The sequence below is a fragment of the Streptomyces sp. NPDC005485 genome, assembly GCF_040606085.1.
In the GTDB taxonomy this organism is placed as follows: domain Bacteria; phylum Actinomycetota; class Actinomycetes; order Streptomycetales; family Streptomycetaceae; genus Streptomyces.
In genome coordinates this window covers 35,690-50,757 of the sequence record NZ_JBEXDZ010000059.1, presented here as the reverse complement: position 1 = coordinate 50,757, position 15,068 = coordinate 35,690, and the positions used below count along the sequence as shown (strand labels likewise).

At 70.5% G+C, this 15,068-nt stretch carries 11 protein-coding genes; 6 read left to right on the top strand and 5 right to left on the bottom strand.

Translation table 11 applies throughout. The features are described from left to right. Positions 1–80: 80 nt before the first annotated feature. Positions 81–758 carry a TrkA family potassium uptake protein gene (locus ABZS97_RS21130; protein WP_356139816.1) on the bottom strand — a complete coding sequence of 226 codons (678 nt, stop codon included), beginning with the start codon at positions 756–758 and terminating at the stop codon, positions 81–83. After that, entirely contained in the window at positions 758–1,429 is a 672-nt protein-coding gene (locus ABZS97_RS21125) for a TrkA family potassium uptake protein (protein ID WP_356139815.1), read from the bottom strand. The genes ABZS97_RS21130 and ABZS97_RS21125 overlap by 1 nt, the downstream gene beginning before the upstream one ends. Positions 1,430–1,885: 456 nt before the next feature. On the opposite strand from ABZS97_RS21125, the gene ABZS97_RS21120 reads away from it, so the two are divergent. Together ABZS97_RS21120 and ABZS97_RS21115 are read left to right on the top strand one after the other, a co-directional pair. Further along, positions 1,886–3,934, top strand: coding sequence for an APC family permease (locus ABZS97_RS21120; RefSeq protein ID WP_356139814.1), 2,049 nt, complete (start codon positions 1,886–1,888; stop codon positions 3,932–3,934). 75 nt (positions 3,935–4,009) lie between these two features. Next, positions 4,010–5,338, top strand: coding sequence for a class I SAM-dependent RNA methyltransferase (locus ABZS97_RS21115; protein ID WP_356139813.1), 1,329 nt, complete (start codon positions 4,010–4,012; stop codon positions 5,336–5,338). 163 nt (positions 5,339–5,501) lie between these two features. On the opposite strand, the gene ABZS97_RS21110 is transcribed toward ABZS97_RS21115, so the two are convergent. Further along, the gene (locus ABZS97_RS21110) at positions 5,502–6,653 is read right to left on the bottom strand and encodes an RICIN domain-containing protein (protein WP_356139812.1); all 1,152 of its coding nucleotides are present in this window, start codon (positions 6,651–6,653) and stop codon (positions 5,502–5,504) included. A gap of 771 nt (positions 6,654–7,424) precedes the next feature. On the opposite strand from ABZS97_RS21110, the gene ABZS97_RS21105 reads away from it, so the two are divergent. Then, entirely contained in the window at positions 7,425–8,102 is a 678-nt protein-coding gene (locus ABZS97_RS21105) for a helix-turn-helix domain-containing protein (RefSeq protein WP_356139811.1), read from the top strand. A 23-nt stretch (positions 8,103–8,125) separates the two neighbouring features. On the opposite strand, the gene ABZS97_RS21100 is transcribed toward ABZS97_RS21105, so the two are convergent. Further along, positions 8,126–9,607, bottom strand: a complete 1,482-nt coding sequence (locus ABZS97_RS21100) for a long-chain fatty acid--CoA ligase (protein WP_356139810.1) — start codon at positions 9,605–9,607, stop codon at positions 8,126–8,128. Between the two features lie 339 nt (positions 9,608–9,946). Here ABZS97_RS21100 and ABZS97_RS21095 point away from each other — a divergent pair, with 339 nt between their 5' ends. The 3 genes from ABZS97_RS21095 (at position 9,947) to ABZS97_RS21085 (ending at position 13,333) form a co-directional block, all read left to right on the top strand. Next, positions 9,947–11,284, top strand: coding sequence for a PHB depolymerase family esterase (locus ABZS97_RS21095; protein WP_356139809.1), 1,338 nt, complete (start codon positions 9,947–9,949; stop codon positions 11,282–11,284). Then, positions 11,284–12,609 carry an SGNH/GDSL hydrolase family protein gene (locus ABZS97_RS21090; RefSeq protein ID WP_356139808.1) on the top strand — a complete coding sequence of 442 codons (1,326 nt, stop codon included), beginning with the start codon at positions 11,284–11,286 and terminating at the stop codon, positions 12,607–12,609. Before ABZS97_RS21095 ends, ABZS97_RS21090 begins: the two co-directional genes overlap by 1 nt. 97 nt (positions 12,610–12,706) lie before the next feature. Continuing rightward, positions 12,707–13,333 carry an RraA family protein gene (locus tag ABZS97_RS21085; protein ID WP_356139807.1) on the top strand — a complete coding sequence of 209 codons (627 nt, stop codon included), beginning with the start codon at positions 12,707–12,709 and terminating at the stop codon, positions 13,331–13,333. Between the two features lie 31 nt (positions 13,334–13,364). Here ABZS97_RS21085 and ABZS97_RS21080 read toward each other — a convergent pair whose 3' ends face one another. Then, positions 13,365–14,993, bottom strand: a complete 1,629-nt coding sequence (locus ABZS97_RS21080) for a hypothetical protein (RefSeq protein WP_356139818.1) — start codon at positions 14,991–14,993, stop codon at positions 13,365–13,367. Between the last annotated feature and the right edge of the window lie 75 nt (positions 14,994–15,068).

Below are 15,068 nucleotides of genomic sequence, written 5' to 3'. Positions count from 1 at the left end.
TGCCCACTTCCCCCGATACGCGGCGGGGGCGCCCGGAGATCTCCGGGCGCCCCCTCCTCGTATCGGCGTATCGAGCGCCCCTAGCTGCCGGCGTCCTCGCGGCGCACCGACAGCAGGTCCTCCAGCTGTTCCTCGCGGGCCTGGGCGGCCACGAAGAGGAGTTCGTCGCCGGCCTCCAGCGAGTCCTCCTTGGACGGCGTCAGGACACGGGTGCCGCGGATGATGGTGACCAGGGAGGTGTCCTCGGGCCACTCCACGTCGCCGACCTGCGTGCCGGCCAGCGCCGACTCCTCCGGCAGCGTCAGCTCCACCAGGTTGGCGTCGCCGTGGCTGAAGCGGAGCAGCCGGACGAGGTCACCGACGCTGACGGCCTCCTCGACCAGGGCCGACATCAGGCGCGGGGTGGAGACGGCGACGTCCACGCCCCAGGACTCGTTGAACAGCCACTCGTTCTTGGGGTTGTTGACGCGGGCGACGACCCGCGGGACCCCGTACTCGGTCTTCGCGAGCAGCGAGACGACGAGGTTGACCTTGTCGTCGCCGGTGGCCGCGATGACCACGTTGCAGCGCTGGAGCGCCGCCTCGTCGAGCGAGGTGATCTCGCAGGCGTCGGCGAGCAGCCACTCCGCCTGCGGGACGCGCTCGACCGAGATGGCGGTCGGCGCCTTGTCGATCAGCAGGACCTCGTGCCCGTTCTCCAGGAGCTCGCCCGCGATCGAGCGGCCCACGGCGCCGGCACCGGCAATGGCGACCCTCATCAGTGACCGCCCTCCTCTTCAGGGCCCTTGGCGAACGCCGCCTCGACCTTGTCCACGTCGTCCGTACGCATCATCACGTGCACCAGGTCGCCCTCCTGCAGCACCGTCTGGGACGAGGGCAGCATCGCCTCGCCCAACCGGGTGAGGAACGCCACACGCACACCGGTCTCGTCCTGGAGCCGGCTGATCTTGTGGCCCACCCACGCGGCGGAGGCGTGCACCTCGGCGAGCTGGACGCCGCCCGTGGGGTCGCGCCACAGCGGCTCGGCGCCCGACGGCAGCAGACGGCGCAGCATCTGGTCGGCCGTCCAGCGGACGGTGGCCACGGTGGGGATGCCCAGGCGCTGGTAGACCTCGGCGCGGCGCGGGTCGTAGATGCGCGCCGCCACGTTCTCGATGCCGAACATCTCGCGGGCCACCCGGGCGGCGATGATGTTCGAGTTGTCACCGCTGGAGACGGCCGCGAAGGCGCCCGCCTCCTCGATGCCCGCTTCGCGCAGGGTGTCCTGGTCGAAGCCCACTCCAGTGACACGACGGCCGCCGAACCCGGAGCCCAGTCGTCGGAAGGCGGTGGGGTCCTGGTCGATCACGGCGACCGTGTGCCCCTGTTGCTCCAAGGTCTGGGCAAGAGCGGAACCCACTCTTCCGCAGCCCATGATGACGATGTGCACGACCGTCCTTCCGATGTCAATAGTCGTTGACTTGGTCCGAACAGGGTCTCAGACCGCCGCCCAAGGTACACACGCACGGTCCGCGGGGGGACCCCTGTGCACGCTCGCCTGCGGCTTTTCGACGATCGGTGCTCGGCCGACCCCGATGATCAGCCGCCGCGGATCCCGATGATCAGCGGCGGCTGATGCTGCGGACGCTGGCAAGTGTCAGGAATCCGAGGCCGACGAGTCCGGCAGCAGCGCCGATGAGCTCCGCGGTCGTGTGCATGGGACCTCCATCAAGAAAAGAGGAAAGGCGGGGGGTTTTGTCATATAGGCACGTGGATCCCGCCGCCCGCGCAATCCGCAGCGGGACCCCTCCGTGAATTCACTCGGAGAGCAGACTCCGGGCCGCCACAGCGCCACTCGAGCGGGGAGGGTGGGCGGGCCGTCGTTCGAACGCATACGATCCTCTGCGTGTCCAAACTGACCGACGTGCCCAAACGGATCCTCATCGGGCGCGCACTGCGCAGTGACCGGCTCGGGGAAACGCTCCTGCCGAAGCGCATCGCCCTACCCGTGTTCGCCTCCGACCCGCTCTCCTCCGTGGCGTACGCGCCCGGCGAGGTGCTGCTGGTCCTGTCCATCGCGGGTGTCTCGGCGTACCACTTCAGCCCCTGGATCGCCGTGGCGGTCGTGGTGCTGATGTTCACGGTCGTCGCCTCCTACCGGCAGAACGTGCACGCCTACCCGAGCGGCGGCGGCGACTACGAGGTGGCCAACACCAACCTCGGGCCGAAGGCGGGCCTCACGGTCGCCAGCGCCCTGCTCGTCGACTACGTCCTCACGGTCGCCGTGTCGATCGCCTCCGGCATCGAGAACCTCGGCTCCGCGGTCCCCTTCGTGGTCGAGCACAAGGTGCTGTGCGCCGTCATCGTCATCGTGCTGCTCACGCTGATGAACCTGCGCGGAGTCAAGGAGTCCGGAAAGCTCTTCGCGATCCCGACGTACGTCTTCGTGGCGGGCGTCTTCATCATGATCGCCTGGGGCGCGTTCCGCGGGGTCGTCCTCGACGACACCATGCGCGCGCCGACCGCCGACTACCACATCAAGGCCGAGCACGAGGGGCTCGCGGGCTTCGCCCTCGTCTTCCTGCTCCTTCGCGCCTTCTCCTCGGGCTGTGCCGCGCTCACCGGCGTCGAGGCGATCTCCAACGGCGTGCCGGCCTTCCGCAAGCCCAAGTCGAAGAACGCCGCCTCCACGCTGGCGGCGATGGGCCTGCTCGCCGTCACCATGTTCTGCGGCATCATCGCCCTTGCCATGACGACCAAGGTCCGGATGGCCGAGAACCCGGCCACCGACCTGATCCACAACGGCGTCGCGATCGGCTCCGACTACGTACAGAACCCGGTGATCTCACAGGTCGCCGAGGCGGTCTTCGGCAAGGGCAGCTTCCTGTTCATCGTTCTCGCCGCCGCCACCGCGCTGGTCCTCTTCCTCGCGGCCAACACGGCGTACAACGGCTTCCCGCTGCTCGGCTCGATCCTCGCCCAGGACCGCTATCTGCCCCGCCAGCTGCACACCCGCGGCGACCGCCTCGCCTTCTCCAACGGCATCGTGCTGCTCGCGGGCGCGGCGACCATGCTCGTCGTCATCTACGGCGCCGACTCCACACGCCTGATCCAGCTCTACATCGTCGGCGTGTTCGTCTCCTTCACGCTCAGCCAGACCGGCATGGTCCGGCACTGGAACCGCCACCTGGCGACGGAGAAGGACCAGGCCAAGCGCCGCCACATGGTCCGCTCCCGGGCCATCAACGCCTTCGGCGCGTTCTTCACGGGCCTCGTCCTGGTCGTCGTCCTCGTCACCAAGTTCACGCACGGCGCCTGGGTCGCCCTGCTGGGCATGTGCATCTTCTACGCGACGATGACCGCGATCCGTAAGCACTACGACCGCGTGGCCGAGGAGATCGCGGCCCCCGAGGGCCCGAGCGACGACAGCGTCCGCCCCTCCCGCGTCCATTCGGTCGTCCTGATCTCCAAGATCCACCGGCCGACCCTGCGGGCCCTGGCCTACGCCAAGCTGATGCGCTCGAACACCCTGGAGGCGCTCACCGTCAACGTCGACCCGGCGGAGACCAAGTCGCTGCGCGAGGAGTGGGAGCGGCGCGGCATCGACGTACCGCTGAAGGTCCTCGACTCGCCGTACCGCGAGATCACGCGGCCGATCATCGAGTACGTGAAATCGCTGCGCAAGGAGTCCCCGCGCGACGCGGTGTCCGTGATCATTCCCGAGTACGTGGTCGGCCACTGGTACGAGCACCTGCTGCACAACCAGAGCGCGCTGCGGCTCAAGGGTCGACTGCTGTTCACCCCGGGCGTCATGGTGACCTCCGTGCCCTACCAGCTGGAGTCCTCCGAGCGCGCCAAGCTGCGGGCCCGCAGGCGCCAGGAGTGGAACGCGCCGGGTGCGGTGCGCCGGGGACCCGCGGAGGAGCGGGCCAAGGAGCACAGCGCGAAGCATTGAGGGGTGCCGTGAGCACGTAGACTGGTGGGCTGTTGTCCGGCCGTTCCCCCTTCTCTTTCCTGGAGTCACCCCACCATGCAGGCAGAACCGAAGAATTCGCTGGTGGGGGAGGAGTACGAGGTCGAGATCGGCCCCGTCGCCCATGGCGGGCACTGCATCGCCCGTACCGACGAGGGCCAGGTCCTCTTCGTCCGGCACGCGCTGCCCGGCGAGCGGGTCGTGGCGCGCGTCACGGACGGCGAGGAGGGCGCGCGCTTCCTGCGCGCCGACGCCGTGACGATCCTGACGCCGTCCAAGGACCGGGTCGAGGCTCCCTGTCCGTACGCCGGTCCGGGCCGCTGCGGCGGCTGCGACTGGCAGCACGCGAAGCCGGGCGCGCAGCGCCGCCTCAAGGGCGAGGTCATCGCCGAGCAGCTGCAGCGGCTCGCCGGTCTCACCCCTGAGGAGGTGGGCTGGGACGGCACGGTGATGCCCGCCGAGGGCGACAAGCTCCCGGCCGGCGAGGTGCCCGCGTGGCGCACACGCATGCAGTACGCGGTGGACGCCGACGGCAACGCCGGACTGCGCCGCCACCGCTCGCACGAGGTCGAGCCGATCGAGCACTGCATGATCGCCGCGCCGGGCGTCAGCGAGCTGGGCATCGAGGAGCGCGACTGGTCCGGCATGCAGTCCGTCGAGGCGATCGCCGCGACGGGCTCCCAGGACCGCATGGTGATCCTGGAACCGCGGCCCGGCGCCCGCCTCCCCCTGGTCGAGCTCGACAAGCCCGTCTCCGTGATGCGCGTCGAGGAGCACGACGGCGGCATCCACCGTGTCCACGGCCGCGGGTTCGTGCGCGAGCGCGCCGACGGCCGTACGCACCGGGTCGGCAGCGGCGGCTTCTGGCAGGTCCACCCGATGGCCGCCGACACCCTCGTCAAGGCCGTCATGCAGGGCCTGCTGCCGCGCAAGGGCGAGATGGCGCTCGACCTGTACTGCGGCGTCGGCCTCTTCGCCGGCGCCCTCGCCGACCGCCTCGGTGACAAGGGCGCGGTCCTCGGCATCGAGTCCGGCAAGCGCGCCGTCGAGGACGCCCGCCACAACCTCGCCGCCTTCGACCGCGTCCGCATCGAGCAGGGCAAGGTCGAGGCGGTCCTCCCGCGCACCGGCATCACCGAGGTCGACCTGGTCGTCCTGGACCCGCCGCGTGCCGGCGCCGGCAAGAAGACCGTGGAACACCTGTCCGCCCTCGGCGCCCGCCGCATCGCCTACGTCGCCTGCGACCCGGCCGCGCTGGCCAGGGACCTCGGGTACTTCCGGGACGGCGGGTACAAGGTGCGGACGCTGCGGGCGTTCGATCTGTTTCCGATGACGCATCACGTGGAGTGCGTGGCGATTCTGGAGCCGGCGGCCAAGGGGTCCTGACCTGCGGTTTCGTGCGCAGGCAGGCGGCGTTTGCCGAGGTGCGCAGTGGTCATGAGGCGCCGGTCGCCGCCTGCGGCGCACCACGAGGTGGTACGGCGCAGGCGGCGGCCTGGTCATGCGGTCGGGCGCGCCGAGGCTTGACGCGCGACGCGACGCGGCGGCGCTAGTTCTGCGTCCAGACCTGGTTGGGCTGTGTTCCGCCGCCGTAGCAGTCCCATGTCTGCAGGAGCGCGCCGTTGGCGGAGCCGCTGGCGTCCAGGCATTTGCCGGACCGGGGGTTGGTGACGGTGCCGTTGGCGTTGAACTGCCACTGCTGGGCGCTGGTGCCGTTGCACGACCACAGCTGCACCTTGGCGCCGTTGGCCGTGGAACCGGAGGCCACGTCGAGGCACTTGCCGGACTGCGGGTTGACGAGGGTGCTGCCGGTCCGCTTCCACTTCTGGTTCGAGCCGGTTCCGCAGTCCCACAACTGAACGGGGGTGCCGTCGGCGGTGCCCCAGTCCTTCAGGTCAAGGCAGCGGCCGCTCTGCTGCCCGGTCATGGTGCCGGACTCACCGCCACCGCCACCGCCTCCGCCACTGCCGTTGGAGTCGTAGGAGAAGGAGTTCACGGCCAGGCCGGGGCCGCCGACCCAGGGCTCGAAGCCGAACTGCACGCTGGTCATGTACCACGCCGACGAAAGGTAGTTGCGGCTGATCGAGTCGTTGGTGAAGTCCTTGATGTTCACCGTGATCGCGTGGGTGGGCTGCTGTCGGACGTAGGAGACGGTGTTCCAGCCGACGCCGTTGTTCTGGCGGCCGTACCAGACGTCCCAGTTGGCGTTCTCGATCCAGACCGTCCCGACCTTCGAGCCGAACGGCGTGGGCGACCCGGAGTGGTTGGCCCAGATCATCATCTCCTCGCCGTTGTTCTGGCCCGACGGGTCGGCGCCGGTGTCGAACCAGATGTCGTAGGCGGCGTCCCACTGCCCGTCGGCGGTGGAGAAGTCGACGCTCGACTGCGGGTTGCCGAAGGCCGACACCTGCAGCGGCAGCCCGTTGCCGCTGGAGCAGTTGCCGTAGTGGCAGCCGGCGTAGATCGACGGATAGGCCGCCGGAGCGCCGCTGGTGCCCACGTCGTGCCAGCCGGTGGTGACCTTGAAGCCGTTGTCCCACACGTCGATGCACTGGGGGATCGAGTCACCCCACTCGTTGTTCTGGACGACGTACTTGCCGCCCGAGACCTTCATGCTGTCCGTCTTGCCGCAGAGGGTGGTGTTCGCGGACGCCGGTGAAGCGCCGGTCAGTGAGAGGGCGACCAGGAACAGGGCAGCCACGAATGCCGCGACTGCCGCGGAACCGCGGCGCGGACGGAGATGCGGGCTTCGGCGCTGCTTCCCGCGCGGTTCGAGGTGTGGTTCGAGGCATGGCTTGAGGCGCGATCCGTTCATGGGAGTCCTTTCGATCGCCGGGTGGCTTCTGCGGCACCCGGGCGGTGGGGGGATGGATCCGAAGATGTGGGAGCGCTCCCATGTGCGGCAACGCCGACGCCGGAATCTTCCGGAAATGAAATGAGGGGCCTCGGGGCAGGACGGCCCAGCAGAGCCGTCCCCGAGGGGGAACCTGTACACGGCATGCGAGCTCGCCCAGCTCACTCACGCCGCGACAAATGAAGCCAGCGAGGTTGATGGAGTGTCAAGCGGTGTGCGTGCGTTCACTTTGTGAAGGCGACGCGGGATGCTTCCGACGAGCGCGAACGGGCCGATCGTGCACCGCTTTTCCGGCGAGACGGGCGTGTCTCTTGCCGATGGATCCGGGCGGGGCTAGGGTGCCGCTCGGATAAGTCACTAGCTAGTAGCTACTAACTAATTCGCCCTGGTGGCCAACTGGCGAGCGACGAAGAGGCAGCTCGCGGCCGGACTTCGGGAAGGGGTGGGGACGCTTTGGGCTGGTGCCTGACCGCGGCGCCGCGCAGGTTGTCGCAGCGTCGCGCAGGATGAAGTCGGCCTCGCACGGCTGCTGTTGGAGGCGGCCACTCGTGTGCCGTACAGTCCCCGCAGTGTTGTCACGGAGTGATGGCGGCGCCCGACGGAAAGGTCTTGGCGAAGATGGCTGACGGTGCGTCCGGCTACCGGCGTGACCGGCCCCGGCTGCCGGGCCCCGAGCGACGGCGCCAGATCATCGACATCACTTCCGCACTCATTGCCGAGCGTGGTTTCTGGGGCCTGTCGATGCAGGATGTGGCCGACCGGTGCGGGCTCACCGTGCCCGGTGTGCTGCGCCATGTCAGCTCCAAGGCCGGCCTGCTCATCGCGGTGCTGGAACACCGGGACGCCGAGGACGCCCGATCGCTTCGGGCTCAACTCGGCGTCGGTGAGGACGAGATACCGGACGAGTGGTCCGTCGACGGCCCCGAGGGGGTCGGTCTGCGGCAGTTGTGCTCGGCGACCATGCGGCGCAATGCGGAGCAGCCGGAGATCGTACGGCTCTTCACCGTGCTCGAGGCGGAGTCGCTGACGCCGAGCCATCCCGCGCACGCCTACTTCGCCAAGCGGCAGAAGCAGGCGACAGCGGCCTTCGCGTCCCTGGCCAAGGGCCTCAGCGACCGTCCTGAATCCCTCGCCCGGCACATCATGGCGATGATGGACGGCCTGCAGATCCAATGGCTGCGCGCGCCGGAGACGTTCGGCCTGGTCCGGGAGTGGGAGGCCGCCGCCGAGGTGCTGTTCGGCGCACCGGAAGGTGATGCGCGTGGGCAGGAACGGCAGCGGAAGCGGAGTGACTGACCGAGCCGGCGCCACGCGGTGGGTCAGCGCGGGAAGGCGATCTCCCGTTTGAGGATCTTGCCGCTGGCGCCCTTCGGCAGGGCGTCGAGGAAGAGGATCTCGCGCGGATACTTGTACGGGGCCACGCGGTCCTTGACGAACTGCTGGAGTTCGGTGGGGTGTTGCCCGGCGCCGGGGCGCAGGACCACCGCGGCGGCGATGTCCTCGCCGAGGGTGTCGTGGGGGATGCCGAGGACGGCGGCTTCCAGGATGTCGGGGTGTTCGTAGAGGACTTCCTCGATCTCGCGCGGATACACGTTGTAGCCGCCGCGGATGATCATGTCCTTCTTGCGGTCGACGACGAAGAGGTAGCCGTCCTCGTCCTCGCGCACGAGATCGCCGGTGCGCAGCCAGCCGTCCACGATGGTCTCCGCCGTCGCCTCCGGAAGGTTCCAGTAGCCCTTCATCACGTTGTGGCCCCGGACGGCCAGTTCGCCCGTCTCGCCGCGCGCCACCGGTGTGCCGTCGGGGCCTATGACCTGGACCTCGACCCCTTCGATGGGGGTGCCCACCGAACCGGGCTTGCGCGGCCGGTCCGGGTGGTTGAAGGAGACCACCGGTGAGCACTCGGACATGCCGAAGCCCTCCAGGATCGCGCAGTCGAACCGTTTCTCGAAGGCGTGCAGAACGGGAACGGGCAGGGACGCACCGCCGGACACGCACAGCCGCACCGACGAGGTGTCCGTCCCGTCGGGCTGCTGCAGCAGGGCGGCGTACATCGTGGGAACGCCCTCGAAGACGGTCACCTGGTCCCGCTCGATCGCGCGCAACACCTCCGCCGGGTCGAACCTCGGGACGAGCACCAGACACGCGCCCTGTCTGACGGCCGCGTTCATCGCGCAGCCCTGCCCGAAGATGTGGAACAGCGGCAGACAGCCCAACACCACGTCCTGCTCGGTGAGGTGGAAGAGTCGGGTGACCACCTCGACGTTGCGCGCGAGGTTGTCGTGCGACAGTTCCGCGCCCTTGGGGCGGCCGGTGGTACCCGAGGTGTAGAAGATGGCGGCCGTCGCGTCATCGCTCCGCTCGGCGACCGCGGTCAGCGGCTCGTAGGACCCCGCACCGGCTGTCGCGTCGGCCACGTCGACGCGGACCAGACGGGTGCCGGTGGCCTGTGCGGCCGGTTCCGCCTCGGCCAGGGAGAGGTCCGTCGTGAAGAGGCGGACCGCGCCGGAGTCGGTCAGGTAGTACTCGATCTCCCGCGCCTTGAACAGCGGGTTGACGGGGACGACGATGCCGCCGGCCCGCAGGATGCCGTAGTAGAGGATGACGAAGGCAGGCACGTTCGGCAGCATCAGTCCGACCCGGTCGCCGGGGCGCAGTCCGTCGGCGGCCAGGGACGCCGCGACCCGGGCGGACATGACGTCCACCTCGGCGTACGTCCAGGTCCGCTCGCCCAGCCGCAGGGCGGGCCGGTGAGGATGACGTGCGGCGGCGAGCACGACGTTGTGCGCCAGGTTTGCCATGATCTACAGCTCCTCGATGGGGCGGCGGCCAGGGTCCGTCCCGGGATGGTTGCACATCCCTGTGCAGGCAAGCGTGTGCCGTGTTCCGGATCACACGCCACGGGTCGCGGTGTTCGCGGCGCGCGCTCGGCGCAGCGAACGGGAAGCGCTTTCGAGCCATTGCGTGGGAGCGCTTCCATGGCCGTCGTGTCCATGCCACGATGCTTCGGGCGCTACCCGTTCCGAGGGGTGAGGCGTGTGGATTCCGCGTGCGCGCGCCATGGTCGCTCCTCCCAACTCCCTTGGCGCCCAAGCCTGTTCCCCCGAGCAATTCCTCCTGCTGACGGATGGGGCAAGGACGTGTCCACGACTGCCGGCAACACCGCACACCGCCCGAGGAGACCGCTGCGCAGGCTGCTGGTGGCGCTCCTCGGAGCACTGCCGTTACTCGCCGCCGCACTCTTCGCCGCGCCCGCCGCTTCGGCCGCACCCGCGGCCCCGGCCCGCACCGAAGCCGCCGCCGCGGCCCTCACCGAAGTGACGAACTTCGGCACCAACCCGAGCAATCTGCAGATGTACCTGTACGTGCCCAACAGCGTCACCGCGCACCCGGCGGTCGTGGTGGCCGTGCACTACTGCACCGGCTCCGGCCCGGCGATGTACTCCGGCACCGAGTACGCCTCGCTGGCCGACCAGTACGGCTTCATCGTCGTCTACCCGTCCGTCACCCGCGCCAGCAAGTGCTTCGACGTCTCCTCCCCGCAGGCCCTGCACCGCGACGGCGGCAGCGACCCGGTGGGCATCAAGTCGATGGTCGACTGGGTCACCCGTACGTACAACGCGGACACCAGCCGGATCTTCGCCACCGGGATCTCCTCCGGCGCGATGATGACCAACGTTCTGCTCGGCGACTATCCCGACGTGTTCGCGGCGGGCGCCGCGTTCTCGGGTGTGCCGTTCGGCTGCTTCGCCACCACCGACGGCTCCGAGTGGAACAGCGCGTGCTCCGGAGGCACGGTGATCCACACCCCGCAGGAGTGGGGCAACCTGGTACGCGGCGCCTACCCCGGCTACACCGGGCCCCGGCCGCGCATGCAGGTCTGGCACGGCACCGAGGACGCGACCCTGACGTACCCGAACTTCGGGGAAGAGATCAAACAGTGGACCAACGTCCTCGGCGTCAGCCAGACGCCGTCGGCCACCGACACGCCCCAGTCCGGCTGGACCCGCACCCGCTACGGCTCCACAGGTGACCGCGCCCCCGTGGAGGCGATCAGCCTGCAGGGCGTCGGACACAACCTGTACACGTGGGGGATGGGGGCCCGCGTCCTCACGTTCTTCGGCCTCGACGGCGGCGGCACCGTGCCCCAACCCCCGGCCGGCGCCTGCAAGGTGACGGTCACCACCAACGCCTGGAACACCGGACTGACCGCCTCCGTGACCGTGTCCAACACCAGCACCTCGGCCGTCAACGGCTGGAAGCTGGGCTTCACCCTGCCCTCCGGCCAGACCATCACCAACGGCTGGGGCGCGACCTACGCCCCCGCGAGCGGCGGCGTGACCGCCACCGACGCCGGTTACAACGCCTCGATCGCACCGGGTGCGAGCGTCGGCATCGGCTATCAGGCCACACACACGGGCAACAGCGCCGCACCCACCGCCTTCACCCTCAACGGAACGGTCTGCACGGTCACATGATGCCGAAACCGCTGCCGAAGCGCTTCTCGCGCGAGGTACCGCTCGTCCACCTCCTCACCGTCTGCATCCTCGCCCTCGCCCTGGTCTGGACGTCCTCCGCCGTCCAGGCCACGGGCGGGAGCCCGGCGCCGGGCCGGAGCTGGGTGAACACCTGGACGGCGATGCCGCAGCTCACCGAGCCCGCCAACCTGCCGCCCGCGCCGTTCACCGGGAGCGACGCCACGCTCGTCGACACCACGCTGCGCCAGACCGTTCATGTCTCCACCGGCGGCACCCGGGTCCGGCTCCGCTTCTCCAACACCTTCGGCGGGACTCCGCTGCCCCTCACCGCGGTGACGGTGGCGCTGCCGTCGCAGGGGCGGGCCGGTGTCAGCGCCGTCGAGGCCGGTTCCGTACGACGGGTGACGTTCGCCGGGCGGGCCTCCGCGACCGTACCGGCGGGGGCCCAACTGGTGTCCGACGCCCTGGACTTCGACCTGCGGCCGGGGTCGAATCTGACGGTCACGGCCTATCTGGCCGAGGGGCAGGCGTCGCTGGCCCTCACCTCCCACCCGGGCTCCCGCACCACCTCGTACCTCCTCAAGGGCGGCGACCACACCGAGGACGCCGACCTGCCGCAGGCGACCCCGGTCGACCACTGGTACCTGCTCAGCGACGTCGAGGTCCTCTCCCGCCCCGGCACCGCGGCCGCCGCGGTCCTCGGTGACTCCCTCACCGACGGCCGCGGCTCCACCACCAACGCCAACAACCGTTGGCCCGACCAGCTCCTGGACCGGCTCCGGGCCCACCCCGCCACCACCGACGTCGCGGTCCTGAACCAGGCGGCCGGCGGCAACCGCGTCCTCAACGACGGCCTCGGCCCCAACGTCCTCGCCCGCCTCGACCGCGACATCCTGGCCCGCAGCGGCGTCGCATGGCTGATCGTCTTCGAGGGCGTCAACGACATCGGCACCGCCGACGCCACCGAGGCCGCCCAGCGCCGTGTCGCCACCGAACTGACCGCCGCCTACGACCAGATCGTCGTCCGGGCGCACGCCCAGGGCATCCGTGTCTACGGCGCGACCCTGCTGCCCTTCGGCGGCAACACGCCGTACGACGACGCGGGCGGCCTGCGCGAGTCGACGCGGCAGACGGTCAACAGCTGGATCCGCACCAGCGGCCGTTTCGACGCCGTCATCGACTTCGACCGCGCGGTACGCGACCCGGACAACCCCCGGCGCCTGCTCCCGACCCTCCAAGTCGGCGACTGGCTCCACCTCAACCCCGACGGCTACCGGGCGCTGGCCGCCGCCGTACCCCTGGGGCTCTTCCCCGACAGGAAGTGAGGAGCACGGCGGCCCGTCCGGTGAGGGCGCGGCCGCCGTCCGCACGGCCTGACTCGCATAGCATTTCCTCCGTCCGCAGCAGGACCCGAGGAGGAACATGAACGCCGTCACCGGATTCGAGCACGTTCCCACCACCACCCTCGCCGATGTCGTGGGACGCGCGCAGGTCATGGACATCGGCCTACGACCGCTGTGGTCCCCGCCGCCGCGCGTGGCGGGCCCGGCGTTCACCGTGCGGTGCGCTCCCGGTGACAACCTCATGCTGCACGCGGCCATCTACCGCGCGGCGCCCGGCTCGGTCCTCGTGGTCGAGACGGGCGGCGACGTGGACTACGCGCTCGCCGGCGGAAACGTCTGCGCGATCGCCCAGCGCCGGGGGATCGTCGCCCTTGTGGCCGACGGCGTGATCCGCGACCTCGCCGAGGTGCGCGAGCTGGGCTTTCCCGTGTTCGCCCGCGGAATCATCCCCGTGCCGGGGGTGAAGAAGGCCGTCGAACCGCTCAACACCCCGGTGCGGTGCGGCGGTGTGACCGTGCACCCCGGCGACATCGTCGTCGCCGACGAGGAGGGCGTCGCCGTCACTCCCGGCGCCCGCCAGGAGGAGGTGCTGCGTGCCGCCCGGGCCGCGTTGGCGAAGGAGGCCGACGAAACCCTCGACGCGTGGGAGGCGGCACACCGGGCCCGCGTCGACAGGCTTCTGGCCGACAACGGCTTCGAGGACTGAGCCACGTCGAACCGGGCGCCGCCGGCATCGCTCAGGGCTCGGCGTCGCTGCGGGCCGTCCGTAGGTCCGCGCTCGACAACGTCATCGGGCTCGCGGTGAAAGCCCGTACCCGGATGCGCACTCCGGGCCGCGGCAGCGGGAACCGGCCGTCGGGCGGCCGGAGTCGGTACCGCGCCGTGGCGTGCCCCTCCAGCGTGGCCGGACCTGTGACCAGCGTCCAGAAGCGGTTCATGCCCTGCCCCGTGGTCAGCGTGAAGTGCGGGCGCAAGGCCGAGTCGTCGGCGTTCGTGATGCGCAGGGTGAGTTCGGTCAGGGCGCCGTGGGAGCGGTGCGTGCCGAGGACGTGCATGCGCAGCGGTGGCGCCCCCGTCGCCGCCACCGTCACGGCCACCAGCGACGGACACAGCAGGAGCACGACCGTCGCGAGCCGGGCCCGGCGGCGCCCCGGCCCGTCCAGGAAGGCGGGCCGCGGCTGCCACGCGGTGGTGAACGACGTCGGCGGCGCGGTGACGGCCGCGGCCAGCCACAGCGGGGTCATCAGCAGGTAGTAACCGTCCTGGGAGCGCGTCGCCGCGAAGAACGCGCACCACGGCAGCACCGTCGCCGCAGGGCCCAGCCGCCGTACGAAAGGGACGAAAAGCGCCAGCAGCGCGGCGGCCAGCAGCAGACTCGCATGGGAGTACCAGACGAGCCGGTCGCTGCCGTCGGTGAAGTAGAGCGAGAGGCCCACCAGACCCTGGCCGTGGATGACGGCGCCCTGGGTGAGCGGGAGCGCGATGCCGGAGAACCAGGCACTCGGCTCGCTCACCAGGAAGTAGGCGTTGACCAGCAGCCAGGTCGCCGCGGCGACGCCGACGATCCGCCCCACGGCGGCCGCGGCCCCGCGCGGCCCCAGCTCACCACGGCGCAGTGCGTAGACCCCGGCGAGCAGGAACGGCGCGAGAAACCAGGGGAGTTGCTGCGCCGCACACGCCGCGCCCAGACAGGCCGCCCGCACCCAGTCGCCGCGCCCGCCGCCGCCCAGCCGTGGCCAGCCCGCCACCACCGGGATCAGCAGGGCGAGCGCGACCACCGCCGGATAGCCGAGCCGGGCGTAAGTCGGCAGCAGGCCGAAGCCGAGGCAGACCAGTGTGGCCGCCGAGCGCCACGGCGTGGGCAGCAGCCGCCACATCACGATCGTCCCCACGACCAGCGCGCCCGTGCTGACCAGCGTCGCCGCGGCCGCCCCGTGGCCCAGCCACAGCAGGGGCGCGGTCAGCAGCACGGACAGCGGCGGATAGCCGTACGTGAAGTCGTAGCCGCCCGTCACCGTCGGGGTGAGCGCGACTCCGTGGCCGAAGAGCCAGGGCCACGGCCGCCCGTACACCGGGTGACCGGAAAGGAGCTGGTGGGCGGCCTGCGTGGTGAGGACCGCCTCGTCGCTGCCGGCGTGCCTCATGGCGTACGCGCACAGCGTCAGCGTCACGGCCGTCACCAGGACGACCAGGTCGAGGCGGGCCAGCGTACGGCCGCCGCGCACGACCAGGGCCAGGACGCCGGTCACGAGAATGGAGGCGTAGCAGAGCGAGATGGCCGCGGCCACGACGGGACGGTGGCTCGCGGCCTGCACCCAGATGTCGCGCGTGCCGATGAACAGGCTGATGTCGGCGAGCAGGGTCAGGACACGGTGCCACTGCGCCGGGGTATCGTCCGGCGTCCACTTCCGCGCGGGGTTCCACCGAGCGGTGGGCGAGGG

What these genes read in the sequence shown, in the direction of transcription:
- ABZS97_RS21130 (WP_356139816.1), bottom strand. Translation starts at nt 758, where the DNA reads ATGAGGGTCGCCATTGCCGGTGCCGGCGCCGTGGGCCGCTCGATCGCG.
- ABZS97_RS21115 (WP_356139813.1), top strand. Translation starts at nt 4,010, where the DNA reads ATGCAGGCAGAACCGAAGAATTCGCTGGTGGGGGAGGAGTACGAGGTC.
- ABZS97_RS21105 (WP_356139811.1), top strand. Translation starts at nt 7,425, where the DNA reads ATGGCTGACGGTGCGTCCGGCTACCGGCGTGACCGGCCCCGGCTGCCG.
- ABZS97_RS21100 (WP_356139810.1), bottom strand. Translation starts at nt 9,607, where the DNA reads ATGGCAAACCTGGCGCACAACGTCGTGCTCGCCGCCGCACGTCATCCT.
- ABZS97_RS21090 (WP_356139808.1), top strand. Translation starts at nt 11,284, where the DNA reads ATGCCGAAACCGCTGCCGAAGCGCTTCTCGCGCGAGGTACCGCTCGTC.
- ABZS97_RS21085 (WP_356139807.1), top strand. Translation starts at nt 12,707, where the DNA reads ATGAACGCCGTCACCGGATTCGAGCACGTTCCCACCACCACCCTCGCC.